Below are 12,574 nucleotides of genomic sequence, written 5' to 3' on the forward strand. Positions count from 1 at the left end.
CCGCTTACTGTGCTTCCCGGGTATCGATGCTCACCACCACCGACATCCCCGGCCGCAGGTGCCTGGCCTCGGGCTGGTCGCCATCGACGGTGATCCGCACCGGGATGCGCTGGGCAATCTTGACGAAGTTGCCGGTGGCGTTGTCGGCCTGCAACAAGGCGAACTCGGAGCCAGTGGCTGGCGAGATCTGCTGCACGTGACCACGCAGTTTCAGATGATCGAGCGCATCGACGGTGAAGGTCGCCGGCTGGCCGATGCGCACGTTGGCCATCTGCGTCTCCTTCAGGTTGGCGATCACCCACAGGGTGTCCGGCACCAATGCCATCAACTGCGCACCGGGGTTGACGTAGGCGCCCAGGCGGGTGCCGATCTGCCCCAGCTGGCCGTCACGTGGCGCCTTGACCCGGGTGTTGTCCAGGTCGATGCGGGCCAGCTCCACGGCAGCCTTGGCGTTTTCCACCGAAGCCTCAAGCGCAGCGCGATTGACGACCACCGTTTCGCGGTCCTGGCGGGCGATTTCCAGTGCGGCCCTGGCCTGGGCCAGGCTGGCGACGGCGGCGGCCTGGCTGGCGCGGCTCAGGTCCAGTTCACGGCGTGATACCGAGCCGTCGCTTACCAGCGCCTGGTTGCGTTGCAGGTCGGCGCGGGCCTTGTCGGCCTGGGCGGCGGCGTCGGCGATCGCGGCCTGGCGCTGGGCAATGGTGGCCTCGGCGCTGTTACGCTGCTGCAGGTTGTTGGCCAGCGCCGCCTGTTGCTGCTTGAGCTGGGCAACGGCCTGGGCCAGGCGCTGGGTGTAGATGCGGTCGTCCAGGCGCACCAGCAGGTCGCCCTGTTTGACGAACTGGAAGTCGTGCACCGGCACCTCGACGATGTAGCCGCCCAACTGAGGGCCGATGATCGTCACCTGGCCGCGCACCAGCGCGTTCTCGGTGCTTTCGATGGCGCTGCTGAATGGCGGCAGGCGCCAGGCGTAGAGCACCAGCAGGATGCCGGCCAGGGCCACGGCGGCGAAGCTCAGCGATGACAGCAGGCGTACCCGCCGGGTACGCGCCGGGCTGGTCGGCTCGCTCGGGGGCGCGCTGCCTTCCGGGGTTTCGGCGATGGCGGTGGTGGTGGTCGTTGGCGTTTCCTGGGTCATCGGTTGGAGGCACCGCTGGTGGAGTGGGTATAGCGCAGGTACAGGCTGCGGATGAAGATCCAGATCATGGTCAGGATAGCGATGGCGCCGATCAGCATGAACACATCGTTGTAGGCCAGCACATTGGCCTCGCGGGTCGCGGCGTTGGCCAGCAGGCGCATGCCGGCTTCGTTGCGCAGCGCAGGGTCGGCCAGCACCCCGGCATAACCGGCGCCACCCCCCTGGACCCGGGCGCTGACCAGGGGTTCCAGGGCACTCAGGCGGTCCATCAGCTGGCTTGAGTGGAATTTCTCCCGCACCGTCTGGAAGGTGCCCAGCAGCGCCGAGCCAATCAGCCCGCCGAGGTTGTTGCAGATCCCGAACAGCACCGAGAAGCTCACCAGGTTGCGCGGATTGGCGCGCACATGGCTGATGCCCAGCGCCATCGACGGGCCGACGAAGAAGGTGCTGCCGAAGGCCAGCAAGAACTGGCTGAGGTACATCTGTGCCGGGCGGGTCAGGTTGGTGGAGCCGCTGTCCATGAACGCGCCGGTGGCCATCGCGGCCAGGGAGATGAACAGCGGCAGTACCAGGTGTGTGGGGTTGATGGTCAGCGCGCTGGTGGCAAGGCCGGTGATCGCGCCCAGCAGCATCACCGCGTACAGCGCGCGCATCTGCTCGTTGCCCATGTTCAGCGCCTGGAGGAAGCCCACCGCGCCGGTGGATTGCTCGGAAATCACCATGCGGATCAGGATCACGCACAGTGCCAGGCGAATGATCGCGCCGCTGCCCAGCCAGCGGGTCATCAGCAACGGGTTGCTGCGGTTGTGCTCGATGGCCAGGCCCGAGAGGATCAGGGCAATGGCGCCGGCCAGGGCGACGCCGATCCACGGCGCGTCCAGCCACCAGTCGATACGCCCCAGCGACAGCGCCGCGCAGAGCAGGGCGGTGCCGCTGGCCATCAGGGTGAAGGTGAGAAAATCCAGCGGCTCGAAGGTCTTGAAGCGGTCGCCCGGGGGCAGCTTGAGCAACAGTACGCAGCCCAGCGCCGCCAGGGCCAGGCCCAGCTCGAACAGGTACAGCCCGCGCCACTCGGCGATCTGCAGCAGGTCTTCGGAAAACACCCGGGCCAAGGGTACGGCCAACTGCGAGGCGCCCAGCCCGAGGACCATCGCCTTGAGCCGCCACTGCGCGGGGAAGGCTTGGATCATGTAGTAAAGCCCCAGCGAACTCAGCGCGGCACCGACCATGCCATGGGCGGCACGCACGGCGATGGCCGAGTTGAGGTCGTTGACGAACAGGTGGGCGAGGGTGACCAGCGCGTAGAGCACCAGGAACACTTCGGTGAAGGCGCGCAGGCCGAACTCCTGGCGAAACTTCACCAGCAACAGGTTCATCGACACGTTGGTCATCACGTAGGCCGCCGGCAGCCAGGCCATCTCCGCGCTGGTGGCACCAAGGGCACCCTGCAGAAATGGCAGGTTGGCCACCACCAGGGCGTTGCCCAAGCCGCCGGTGATGGCCACCAGCAGACCGACCACGCCGAAGGCCAGGCGCTTGGCCGGGGCGTGCAGCGGCGTCGAGGGCGAACCGGGCAGACTGGGCTTTTCGTGTGGCAGCCACTGGCGGGGGGCGTACTTGTCCATCGGGTTGTCCGTTACCGCGGGTGTTCAGACTCTACGTGAATGGCCGGCGGGATGAAAACAGGGCTCAGGCGTCGATCGGCAGGCGCATGGCGCAACGCTGGTCCAGGCCATGGGCCAGCTCGCTGGCGAGAATTGCGCGCAGGCGGGCGTCCAAGCGTGCCGCAGGGATGGGCTCGAAGCCGTAGCGCGCGTAGAACGGGGCATTCCAGGGGACATCGTCGAAGGTGGTCAGGGTCAGCCAGGCCAGGCCCTTGAGGCGAGCGGCATCCCGTGCCTGGTCCAGCAGGCGCCGGCCCAAGCCGCGGCCCTGGGCCTCTTGCCGCACGGACAGCTCATGGATATGCAAGGCGTCGTCGGCAACGCTGGCGCAGAGAAAACCCAGTGCCTGGTCCTGGTCATCCACGGCGACCCAGCTGCAACCTTCGCTCACGAATGCCAGGTGTTCGGCTTCATTCATCACGTCGCTGTCGGCCAGCCAGGCGAGGTGCGGCAACTGCCGGAATGCCTGGGCGGCGGAGCGTTCCAAGGCCGGAAGCGCTGGAACATCATCGGTGAGAGTAGGGCGGACAGGCATGGGGGACTCAAGACCTTCAGGCACGGGCGTTGACGCGCAGTAACGTGCAGTTTGCCAGATCGACGCGGGAAGGTGTTGCAATGTAATTGTTATAACGTAACATTTGCATTCTTCCTCCCAGGCAGGACCCTCACCGTGATCCGCAGAAACCCCTCCGGCCATCTTCCGCAAATCGCCGAATCGGCCTATATCGACCACACCGCCATCATCTGCGGCAAGGTGATCATCCACGACAACGTGTTCGTCGGCCCTTATGCGGTAATCCGCGCCGACGAGGTGGACGCCAGCGGCGACATGCAGCCAATCGTCATCGGCGCCAATTCCAATATCCAGGATGGCGTGGTGATCCATTCCAAATCCGGCGCGGCGGTGCGCATCGGCCAGTACAGCTCGATTGCCCACCGCTCCATCGTCCACGGTCCGTGCGAGGTCGGCGACCGGGTGTTCATCGGCTTCAACAGCGTGCTGTTCAACTGCAAGGTCGGTGATGGCAGCGTGGTGCGGCACAACTCGGTGGTCGACGGCCGCGACTTGCCACCGCGCTTCTACGTGCCGCCCACCGAGCACATCGGCCCGCATACCGACCTGGAGCGCTACCCGCCGGTCAGCGTGTCGGCCTCGGAGTTCTCTGAGGACGTGGCGCGCACCAATATCGACCTGGTCCAGGGCTACAAGGCCTTGCAGAACGAGTTCTGAGCATGGACACGCTATTGGTGCGCAATGCGCGGCTGGTCAACGAGGGGAGTGAATTCGAAGCCGACCTGCTGGTGCGCCATGGGCGCATAGAACGGATTGCCGGCAGCCTCGACAACGCCCGGGCGGCACTGGAAATCGATGCCAAGGGCGCCTGGTTGCTGCCAGGGATGATCGATGACCAGGTGCATTTTCGCGAGCCGGGGGCGCCGCACAAGGGCAGTATCGCCAGCGAGTCGCGGGCGGCGGTGGCCGGGGGCATCACCAGCTACATGGACATGCCCAACACCAACCCGCCGACGTTGACCCTGGAGGCGCTGGCCGACAAGAAGCGCCGGGCGGCGGTAGGCTCACGGGCCAACTATGGCTTTCACTTCGGGGTGAGCCGCGACAACCTCGACACCATTGCCGCCCTGGATCCGCGCGATGTTGCCGGGATCAAGGTGTTCATGGGCGCGTCCACTGGCGACATGCTGGTGGACGATCCGCAGGTGCTGGAAAAACTCTTCGTCTATGCGCCGACCATCGTCCTGGCCCATTGCGAGCACACGCCGAGCATTCTGCAGAACGAGGCTTGGTGGCGGGCGCGCCACGGCGAGTTCATCCCTCCGGCCGCGCACCCGCTGATCCGTGATGCCGATGCCTGCTACCGCTCCTCAAGCCTGGCCGTGCAGCTGGCCCGGCGCTTCGGCACGCGCCTGCATGTGCTGCACCTGACCACGGTGCGCGAGCTGGCGTTGTTCACGCCTGGCCCGGTGAGCGGCAAGCGCATCACCGCTGAGGTGTGCCTGCACCACCTGCTGTTCGACGACAGCGACTACGCCAGCCTCGGCCATTTGATCAAGTGCAACCCGGCGATCAAGACCGGCACCGACCGCGACGCCCTGCGCAATGCCCTGGCCCGTGACCGTATCGATGTGATCGGTACCGACCATGCGCCGCATACCCTGGAGGAGAAGCGGCGGGTGTATACCCGCGCGCCGTCTGGCCTGCCGCTGGTGCAGCATGCCCTCCCAGCGGCGCTGGAACTGGTCAGCGAAGGCGTGCTGAGCATGGCCCAGGTGGTGACCAAGACCAGCCACGCGGTGGCCGAGCTGTTCGCCATTCGCGAACGCGGTTTCCTGCGCGAGGGGTACTGGGCGGACTTCGCCATCGTCGAGCGCCTGGCAACGCCACGGGCCGTGGCGGACGACCCGATCCTGGCGCGCTGCGGCTGGACGCCGTTCCAGCAGCGCGCCTTCCACCATGTGGTACGTAGCACGGTGGTATCGGGGCAACTGGCCTGGCACCAGGGCCAGGTGCGCGACCCGTGCCAGGGATTGCCCTTGATGTTCGACCGTTGACTGAGCCAGGGGCCGCTGCGCAGCCCCTGTGGGAGCTGGCTTGCCAGCGAAAGGGGCGCGACGCGCGCCCAGCATTTCGGAACCTAGCCATGACTGAAGAGCAATTGTTGCAACAACCTGCCGCCGCCTACATGAACGAGCCGCAGCGGCAATTCTTCCGTAACCTGCTGCTGGCCCAGCGCGGCGAGCTGCAGGGCCGTATCGAACAGGAGTTCCGCGCCCTGCGCGAGCAGGAGGTGCACAGCGACCTCGCCGACATCGGCAGCGCCGAGGAAGAGCGCCACTGGCAATTGCGCTCGCTGGAGCGCGAGAAGAAGCTGCTCGACAAGATCGACCAGGCGCTGGAGCGGCTGGTCCGGGGCGACTACGGCTGGTGCGAGGAAACCGGCGAGCCGATCGGCCTGCGCCGCTTGCTGCTGCGGCCCACCGCGACCTTGTGCGTCGAGGCCAAGGAGCGCCAGGAACAGCGTGAGCGGCATGTGCGCGATGGCGTCTAGTCGATGTTCAAGCCCTGAGCCTGCAACTGCCAACGCACAGAGCTGACGCCTTTTTCCAGGCTCACCCGACCGACCAGGCGCTCCAACTGGGTCGGCGCCTGGGGCGTGCCGAGCAGTTCGGCGCGTACTTCCAGGCGTGTCGGGTCGGCCAGGTCCTCGCTGTGCAGCGACTGCAGGCGCAGGCCCGGGTCGCTGAGGCTGTGCAGCATCAGGCTGCGCACCTGGATCTCGTCCTCGGCGCGGCAGACGATGCGCACTTCGTAGCGCTGCTCGACTTCGCTCGCCGGCAGCACGTCCTGGCGGTCGAGGCGTTGGGCGAGGTCGCGCAGCAGGATGTTGGCGCACAGCACCACCAGGCTGCCCAGCGACGCCTCCAGCAACAGGCCGAGGCTGCACAGCACGCCGACCGCGGCGGTGCACCAGAGGGTGGCAGCGGTGTTCAGGCCGCGTACGTTGAAGCCGTCGCGCATGATCACGCCACCGCCGAGAAAGCCGATGCCCGATACCACATAGGCGGCGATGCGCGAGGCATCGGTGGGCGCCATGCCCGGTACGGCCTGGGTCATCAGCACGAACAGGCAGGCGCCGGTGCTGACCAGGGCGTTGGTGCGCAGGCCCGTCAGGCGCTGGCGCAGTTGACGCTCGGCGCCGATCAGGGCTCCGAGCAGCAGGGCCACGCTGACGCGCAGCAGGAAGATTTTCCAATCCATAGCGAACTCCGTTCTGCGGGCGATGGCCCGCATGGGCGCCGACTTGAGACGGCGCAATTGCAAACGAGGAATGCGCAGGACCACGCGCCATGCCGGGGGCAGCGCTGGGAAGCAAGGAGGAATGTTCAGCCAGGGAGGGCCGAAGGAAACCACCGTCTACCGAGTACGGCGAGACAGTGGCAGGAACGCTGCCGGACTAGCTCGCCGTGTGGGCCTGTCGCAATCGACTGGGGCTACTGTCCAATGCAGGGAACTCCTGTGTAAGGGATGCTTGAATGCGCGGCGGACCATACGCCTCGACCCGCGCGGGGTCAAGGCATGAATCATGACAATCCTGTTACGGCAGGCGCTGGCAGACGTAGGCCTGGGTGCGGTAAGGGAAGGCGATGCGCTCACGGCCCCGGAGGTCTGGATGGTTGTCGATCAGCGCTTGCAGTTGGCCCATGACCTCGTCTTGTTCGGCCTGGGGCAGGGCGGCGATGAAGCTCACCGAGCGCAGGCGTTCGAGGATCACGGTCTGAGGGTCACCCTCATGGACATGGGACAGGGTGGTCAGCTGTGGTGTGCTGAAGCGACTGCCTGCAAGGGCTTCGCGCCAACGCCCGGTGTGAAACCGTGGGGTGTCGCCCTCGTAGGGGGTGATGATTTCGGTGATCCGCGCCACCCAGTCCACTGTTTCGTCGCGCACGTTCCAGATCAGTCCCAGGCGGCCGCCGGGGGCCAGCACCCGGTGCATCTCCTCCAGGGCGGCGGCATCGGCGAACCAGTGGAAGGCCTGGGCGCACACCAGCACCTGCTGGCTGGCCTCGGCCAGCGGGATGTGCTGTGCCGTGCCCTCGAGCACGGGGATGTCGGGCAGCCGTTCGTGGAAGCGTGCGCGCATGGCGGCCACCGGCTCAACTGCTGTCAGGCGCGGTGCCAGCGCGCTGAGCAGGCGGGTGAACTTGCCGGTGCCAGCGCCCAGGTCGAGCACCGGGGTACCGGCGCCGATGCCCAGGGTGTCGCGTAACCAGTCCTGCAAGGCGACGGGGTAGTCAGGCCGACCTTGCTCGTAGTTGCCCGACTGGCGGGTGTAGCCGGTGCTGGCCGAGGCGTGTACATCCTTCATGGAAAATCCCTCTGAATGACCTGGCGGCAATGGTACGCTTGCGCCTTTCGTTGCCAAACCCCCCGGACCGATACATGTTGTTCAATCTCGCCGTGCTGTTCGGCACCCTGGTGGCCATGGAGGGCGTCGGCACGCTGGCCCACAAGTATGTCATGCACGGCTGGGGCTGGTGGCTGCACCGCTCGCACCACGAGCCGCAACTGGGCATGCTCGAAACCAACGACCTCTACCTGCTGGCGCTCGGGCTGATCGCCGCTGCCCTGGTGATGCTGGGCAAGGCCGGGCACGCGCCGCTGCAATGGGTGGGTGGCGGCGTGGCGGGCTATGGGCTGGCCTACGTGCTGGCGCATGACGGATTCTTCCACCGCCATTGGCCGAGGGCGCCGAAACCGGTCAACCGCTACCTCAAGCGTCTGTACCGGGCCCATCGCCTGCACCATGCGGTGAAGGGACGCCAGGGCAGCGTGTCGTTCGGGTTCTTCTATGCGCCGCCGTTGCGGGTGTTGAAGCAGCAGCTGAAACGGCGACGGGGTTGATTGCTTGGCGCCTCATTTGCCTGTTGGGCCTGGTACGGCTCAACCGTGGCGCTTGAGGGGCTGCGACGGCAACGCTTCGCACTGCTGGCGATACTAGCGGACCCGGCTCATTGCACCGGCAGGAAATTCATCAACAGCAGGCTTTGCGCGTAATTCAGGCCGATCCGTCGATAGCGCTCGTCAAGCATCTGCGCCAGCAGGTCGAGACGGGCGACGACCTTGCCGAACTCCACCGCGAAGCTGAGGTTGCTACCTTGCTCGGATATTTCGTTGGAAAACAGCAGGAGCACGCCATTGGCATCCTGGCGCTGGCCGAGCATCCAGGTGGCCTTCTCGATGTTGCGCGCGGCATTGTGGATGAACAACGGGTCGAGGGTGTCGGTCATGTAGAACTCGGTGCGCCCGCCGTGGGCGGTGACCAGCATGCTGCCGATGGCGTAGATGAAGGCGCCCACCCGGTCGCCGCGAAACTCCGGGCTCAGGGCGTAGCTCAAGGCCGCCAGGTCGCGGCGCTCGCCCAGTTGCGCCAGGGGCTGGCGCTGTTCGATGGCGATGCGGATCTGCCGCGCGGCCGTGGTGGCGTCGAGGTAACCCGATTGCCGCCACTGGTTGGGGTTGCGCAGATACAGCTTGTTCATCAGCAGGTACAGGCTTTGCAGGTTGTCGCGCATGGCCAGGGTGGCCATGCGGTCGACGCTGGTCTGGAACAGCTCGTCGGGCTTGCCGTTGCCGAACTGGGTGAGCATGTCGCGGCCCTGCTGTTGGGTGCAGGCGACCAGGCACGCCAGGCTGCCGGCCATCAGCAGTAAGCGAGGAAACGGAAAGCGTCTTCGTGCGGCCATCGGCACCGGTTGGAAAAGGCGGTCCCACCGGGGATCGGTGGGACCTGGCCATGCATAGAGCGCACAAACGCGAAAAAGTGCGATATCGGCCTGCGTCGGCAAGCCGGCCAAGGACGATCAGGCCACATCGACCAGCACGATTTCGCTGTCTTCCAGCGCCGTCACCTTGAGCAGCGTTTCCCGCTCGATCGCCACACCGTCACGGGCCTTGGCTTGCACGCCGTTCACCTCGATCAGTCCCTTGGCCGGCACCAGGTAGCCGCGGCGGCCCTCGTCGAGGCGGTACTCGGCGCTTTCACCGGCGCGCAGGGTCGCGGCCACCAGGCGCGCGTCGGTGCGGATGCGCAGGCTGTCGTCATCGCCTTCGCGGCCGCTGGCCAGGGTCACGAAGCCTTCGCCACGTTCACCCTTGGGGAACGGGCGGCTACCCCAGGAGGGCGCGTCACCGACCTTTTCCGGGATGATCCAGATCTGGAAGATCCGTGTGTCGACTTTCTCCTGGTTGTACTCGCTGTGGACGATGCCGCTGCCGGCGCTCATGACCTGCACGTCGCCGGCCTCGGTACGGCCCTTGTTGCCCAGGCTGTCCTGATGGGTGATGGCGCCTTCGCGAACGTAGGTGATGATCTCCATGTCACGGTGCGGGTGCGGTGGGAAGCCTGCACCGGCGGCGATCAGGTCGTCGTTCCATACGCGCAGGTTGCCCCAGTGCATGCGTGCCGGGTCATGGTACTCGGCGAAGGAGAAGTGATGATGGGCGTCGAGCCAGCCGTGGTTGGCGTGGCCAAGGCTTTCGAAGGGTCGCAGTTGCAGCATGGTGGTGCTCCTCTGATTCGCTGGAATGAGGCCATGATGCGCGCCTTAAATATCGATAAAAAGCGTAAATATCGGCTCTTTACTATCTATAAATACGATATTTAATTGTGCGACTCCGCATGCGGTTCATCGCCTAATCCCATGATCCATAAGCATTCGCTGGCACTTTTAAGCGGATGAGGCGAACATGCCGGCTGTTCTGATTTTCAATGGAGTGACCGTGCCGCACGAGCATCCCCGGGCCCCGGCCGACCTGACCCCTCCCGCCCAGTTGCCCTGGCTGCGCCGCCTGGCCGCCCGCCTGTTGGGGCGAGGCTTGTCGCGCCTGCAGGCGCAGCACCGCGACTCCTGGTTCCTCGGCCACGCCACGGGGCAGCGCAACGGCCATGCCGATGGCTTGCGTGAGGGCTACGAGCAGGGCCGGGCCGCTGGTTTCGAGGCCGGGCGCCAGGTCCTGGTGATCCGCGATACCCGCCCGGAGAATGCCGGTGTGCCGGGGCAGGACGACAACCTGTTCGACGACTGGCGCCTGCCGTTGACCGCCGAGCTGAAAAAGCGCTTCAAGGCTGATGTCGCCAGGCGTCTGCCTGCCGAGGCGCAACCGAGTGCGGCACAATGGAAGCTGATCTTCAGCGACACGCCCTCGACTTGCGTCGTGGCCGGCGCCGGTGCCGGCAAGTCGACCTCGCTGGTGCTGCGTATCCTGCTGCTGCGTCATTACCTGGGCTTCGAGCTCGATGCCCTGACCGTGGTGACATTCACCCGCGAGTCGCGCCGTGATTTCATTCAGCGCCTGCTGCAGGTGTTCGCCTTGTGGCAGCTTGAACTGTCGCCTGCCCAGGGGCGGGAGCTGGTGCGTACATTCCATTCGCGTATCCTGCCGCTGGTGCGCAGCCTGCCGGGCTTCGCCCAGGTGCGGGCGTTCGAGACCCTGGGCAACGAGATGCCCGCAGGCGGCGAGGCGAACGCTGAGAGCAACCCGTTCGACCTGCGCCTGAACGATGCCCAGCGCCAGCAGCTCAACCAGTGCTACAGCGACCTGCTGGGCCAGAGCCCACGTTTCGCCCAGCTGGTCGGCGCGTTGCGCCAGGAGGCGCTGCTGCTCAAGCCGCTGGATCCGGACCACCCGGATGTGCAGAAGCGTGTGCAGGTAACCCAGCTGGCCGCTCAGCGCGACGAGGAACTGAGCGATGTGATCGAGGACCTGTGGTTCGCCGCTGGTGCCTGGCCGATCAAGGGTATCGAACCCTGCCGGGACACGGTGCAGATCCGCGGCAGCCGCTTTCATGTCCATGGCCGCCTGGAAGGGCTGGACGCCTGGGTGGTACTGGGCTTCGACCCGTCCGAAAGCGCCCAGTACCAGCGTCCGGGCGCCAAGCTGGCGGTGCGCGCGGAATGGGCGGTAAAGCGCACACTGTTTCAAGCTTTCTGTGATAAGCCATTGATATGGCTAGATAACTACGTGTCTGCAAAGCGACTTGCCACGTCTTTGGCGGGTGATGCCGTGGCCGGTCCGGGCTTCGAGTACAAGGTCAAGGGCGAACTGGCGCCGGCACCCTTGCTCGACGCCTTCGTCAGCGCCGCCAGCTTCATCGAGAACCTCGGCCTGGACGTCAACAACGCCGTGGCCGCCATGAGCTTCCCGTCCGGCGACAGCGACGCGGCATTCTTCGAGGCCCTCGCGCTGTTCTGGAAGGCACTGGAAGCACACCTGCTGGCGCAATCGCCGCCGGTGCTGACCTACAACCGCATGTTTGCCCTGTTCGGCGAGAACAACCCGGAGAATCTCGGTTTGCTGCCCGATCCGTTGCTGCGCCCATTGGCGCACCTGATGATCGACGAGTTCCAGGACGTCTCGCCGCAGATCGTCAGCTGGCTGCGTGCCTGCCTCGCCGAAATCCGCCGCCGTGGGCCGGCCATGCACAGCGGGCGGGTGGCGCAACATTCATCGCTAATGTGCGTGGGCGACGACTGGCAGTCGATCTACGGTTGGCGCGGCAGCTCGCCGAAATACTTCATGGAGTTCACCAAGGCCTTCCCGTCACCGGCCAACACGCGGGTGATGCTGGTGGAGAACTACCGCAGCCAGCAGCACATCATCGAGGCCGCCGAGCACCTGGTCAAAGGCACCCCCGCCATCACCGGCAAGAAAGCCAGGGCCAGCGGACTGGCGGCCGAGCTGCCGCTGTCGCCGGTGAAGGTCTTCGACCGGGACGAGGCGGCACTGGCCGAAACCGTGATCGAGCATTACCAACGGGGTGAAACGGTCATGATGCTGTTTCGAAAATCTAGCGATAAGTTATTGATTGATCAGTATTTGTCGCAAATAGTTAAAGCAGATTCTAGCTTGCCGCCCGGCCAGCGCCGGCTACGCCAGCTGACCTATCACAGCGCCAAGGGGCTGCAGGCTGACGCGGTGTTCATGCTTGGCGATTGCCAGTACCTGACCAGCTCGCCCTACAAGAATCAGGCGTATCGCCTGGCCGGCTTGGGCAAGCCGGGCGACACCCAGGCATTCGATACGGCGCAGAAGGAAGAGGTGCAGCGCCTGGCCTATGTGGCGGTGACGCGGGCGGTCCGGCATTGCTACTGGCACGTGGAAAGAGCCAGCGGCGAGACTGCCGCGCAGCCGCGCGCGTCGAGCCAGGTGCAGGGGCGGCAGGCCTTCTTCGAAGACCTGCGCGGTCAGTAG

The 12,574-nt window shown here is 65.8% G+C and carries 12 protein-coding genes; 5 read left to right on the plus strand and 7 right to left on the minus strand.

Features of this window, described 5'->3' with window-relative positions:
* Nucleotides 1-4 precede the first annotated feature (4 nt).
* The 3 genes from ACODS9_RS03815 to ACODS9_RS03825 form a co-directional block, all read right to left on the minus strand.
* Nucleotides 5-1,138 (minus strand): HlyD family secretion protein, encoded by a 1,134-nt coding sequence (locus ACODS9_RS03815; RefSeq protein WP_267302961.1) that lies wholly within the window; start codon nt 1,136-1,138, stop codon nt 5-7.
* A complete protein-coding gene (locus ACODS9_RS03820; RefSeq protein ID WP_046855478.1) occupies nt 1,135-2,763 on the minus strand; it encodes an MFS transporter in 1,629 nt (542 codons plus the stop codon). The genes ACODS9_RS03815 and ACODS9_RS03820 overlap by 4 nt, the downstream gene beginning before the upstream one ends.
* A 64-nt stretch (nt 2,764-2,827) precedes the next feature.
* Nucleotides 2,828-3,337 carry a GNAT family N-acetyltransferase gene (locus ACODS9_RS03825; RefSeq protein WP_489093263.1) on the minus strand — a complete coding sequence of 170 codons (510 nt, stop codon included), beginning with the start codon at nt 3,335-3,337 and terminating at the stop codon, nt 2,828-2,830.
* Between the two features lie 135 nt (nt 3,338-3,472).
* On the opposite strand from ACODS9_RS03825, the gene ACODS9_RS03830 reads away from it, so the two are divergent.
* The 3 genes from ACODS9_RS03830 to dksA all read left to right on the plus strand — a co-directional run bounded on the left by ACODS9_RS03830 (nt 3,473) and on the right by dksA (nt 5,870).
* Nucleotides 3,473-4,033 carry a gamma carbonic anhydrase family protein gene (locus ACODS9_RS03830; RefSeq protein WP_046855480.1) on the plus strand — a complete coding sequence of 187 codons (561 nt, stop codon included), beginning with the start codon at nt 3,473-3,475 and terminating at the stop codon, nt 4,031-4,033.
* A gap of 2 nt (nt 4,034-4,035) precedes the next feature.
* Entirely contained in the window at nt 4,036-5,373 is a 1,338-nt protein-coding gene (locus tag ACODS9_RS03835) for a dihydroorotase (protein WP_489093264.1), read from the plus strand.
* Between the two features lie 89 nt (nt 5,374-5,462).
* Nucleotides 5,463-5,870: an RNA polymerase-binding protein DksA gene (dksA, locus tag ACODS9_RS03840; RefSeq protein WP_489093265.1), complete on the plus strand. Its 408-nt coding sequence runs from the start codon at nt 5,463-5,465 to the stop codon at nt 5,868-5,870.
* Here dksA and ACODS9_RS03845 read toward each other — a convergent pair.
* Nucleotides 5,867-6,580: an MgtC/SapB family protein gene (locus ACODS9_RS03845; protein WP_489093266.1), complete on the minus strand. Its 714-nt coding sequence runs from the start codon at nt 6,578-6,580 to the stop codon at nt 5,867-5,869. The two genes, dksA and ACODS9_RS03845, sit on opposite strands and share 4 nt — an antisense overlap.
* A 337-nt stretch (nt 6,581-6,917) precedes the next feature.
* Nucleotides 6,918-7,688, minus strand: a complete 771-nt coding sequence (locus ACODS9_RS03850; protein WP_489093267.1) for a class I SAM-dependent methyltransferase — start codon at nt 7,686-7,688, stop codon at nt 6,918-6,920.
* Between the two features lie 74 nt (nt 7,689-7,762).
* Between ACODS9_RS03850 and ACODS9_RS03855 the strand changes: the two genes are divergently transcribed.
* Nucleotides 7,763-8,224, plus strand: a complete 462-nt coding sequence (locus ACODS9_RS03855; RefSeq protein WP_023631094.1) for a sterol desaturase family protein — start codon at nt 7,763-7,765, stop codon at nt 8,222-8,224.
* A 107-nt stretch (nt 8,225-8,331) separates the two neighbouring features.
* Here ACODS9_RS03855 and ACODS9_RS03860 read toward each other — a convergent pair whose 3' ends face one another.
* Nucleotides 8,332-9,024 carry a hypothetical protein gene (locus tag ACODS9_RS03860; RefSeq protein WP_023631093.1) on the minus strand — a complete coding sequence of 231 codons (693 nt, stop codon included), beginning with the start codon at nt 9,022-9,024 and terminating at the stop codon, nt 8,332-8,334.
* Between the two features lie 159 nt (nt 9,025-9,183).
* On the minus strand, nt 9,184-9,882 hold the full coding sequence (locus ACODS9_RS03865) for a pirin family protein (protein WP_401108378.1): 699 nt from the start codon (nt 9,880-9,882) through the stop codon (nt 9,184-9,186).
* Nucleotides 9,883-10,069: 187 nt separating this feature from the next.
* Here ACODS9_RS03865 and ACODS9_RS03870 point away from each other — a divergent pair, with 187 nt between their 5' ends.
* On the plus strand, nt 10,070-12,574 hold the full coding sequence (locus tag ACODS9_RS03870) for a UvrD-helicase domain-containing protein (protein WP_489093268.1): 2,505 nt from the start codon (nt 10,070-10,072) through the stop codon (nt 12,572-12,574).

The sequence above is a fragment of the Pseudomonas sp. FG36 genome (assembly GCF_057809275.1).

Coding starts and splice junctions, on each gene's coding strand:
- ACODS9_RS03815 (WP_267302961.1), bottom strand. CDS start 1,138: ATGACCCAGGAAACGCCAACGACCACCACCACCGCCATCGCCGAAACC.
- ACODS9_RS03820 (WP_046855478.1), bottom strand. CDS start 2,763: ATGGACAAGTACGCCCCCCGCCAGTGGCTGCCACACGAAAAGCCCAGT.
- ACODS9_RS03870 (WP_489093268.1), top strand. CDS start 10,070: ATGCCGGCTGTTCTGATTTTCAATGGAGTGACCGTGCCGCACGAGCAT.
- ACODS9_RS03845 (WP_489093266.1), bottom strand. CDS start 6,580: ATGGATTGGAAAATCTTCCTGCTGCGCGTCAGCGTGGCCCTGCTGCTC.
- dksA (WP_489093265.1), top strand. CDS start 5,463: ATGACTGAAGAGCAATTGTTGCAACAACCTGCCGCCGCCTACATGAAC.
- ACODS9_RS03835 (WP_489093264.1), top strand. CDS start 4,036: ATGGACACGCTATTGGTGCGCAATGCGCGGCTGGTCAACGAGGGGAGT.
- ACODS9_RS03825 (WP_489093263.1), bottom strand. CDS start 3,337: ATGCCTGTCCGCCCTACTCTCACCGATGATGTTCCAGCGCTTCCGGCC.
- ACODS9_RS03865 (WP_401108378.1), bottom strand. CDS start 9,882: ATGCTGCAACTGCGACCCTTCGAAAGCCTTGGCCACGCCAACCACGGC.
- ACODS9_RS03855 (WP_023631094.1), top strand. CDS start 7,763: ATGTTGTTCAATCTCGCCGTGCTGTTCGGCACCCTGGTGGCCATGGAG.
- ACODS9_RS03860 (WP_023631093.1), bottom strand. CDS start 9,024: ATGGCCGGCAGCCTGGCGTGCCTGGTCGCCTGCACCCAACAGCAGGGC.
- ACODS9_RS03850 (WP_489093267.1), bottom strand. CDS start 7,688: ATGAAGGATGTACACGCCTCGGCCAGCACCGGCTACACCCGCCAGTCG.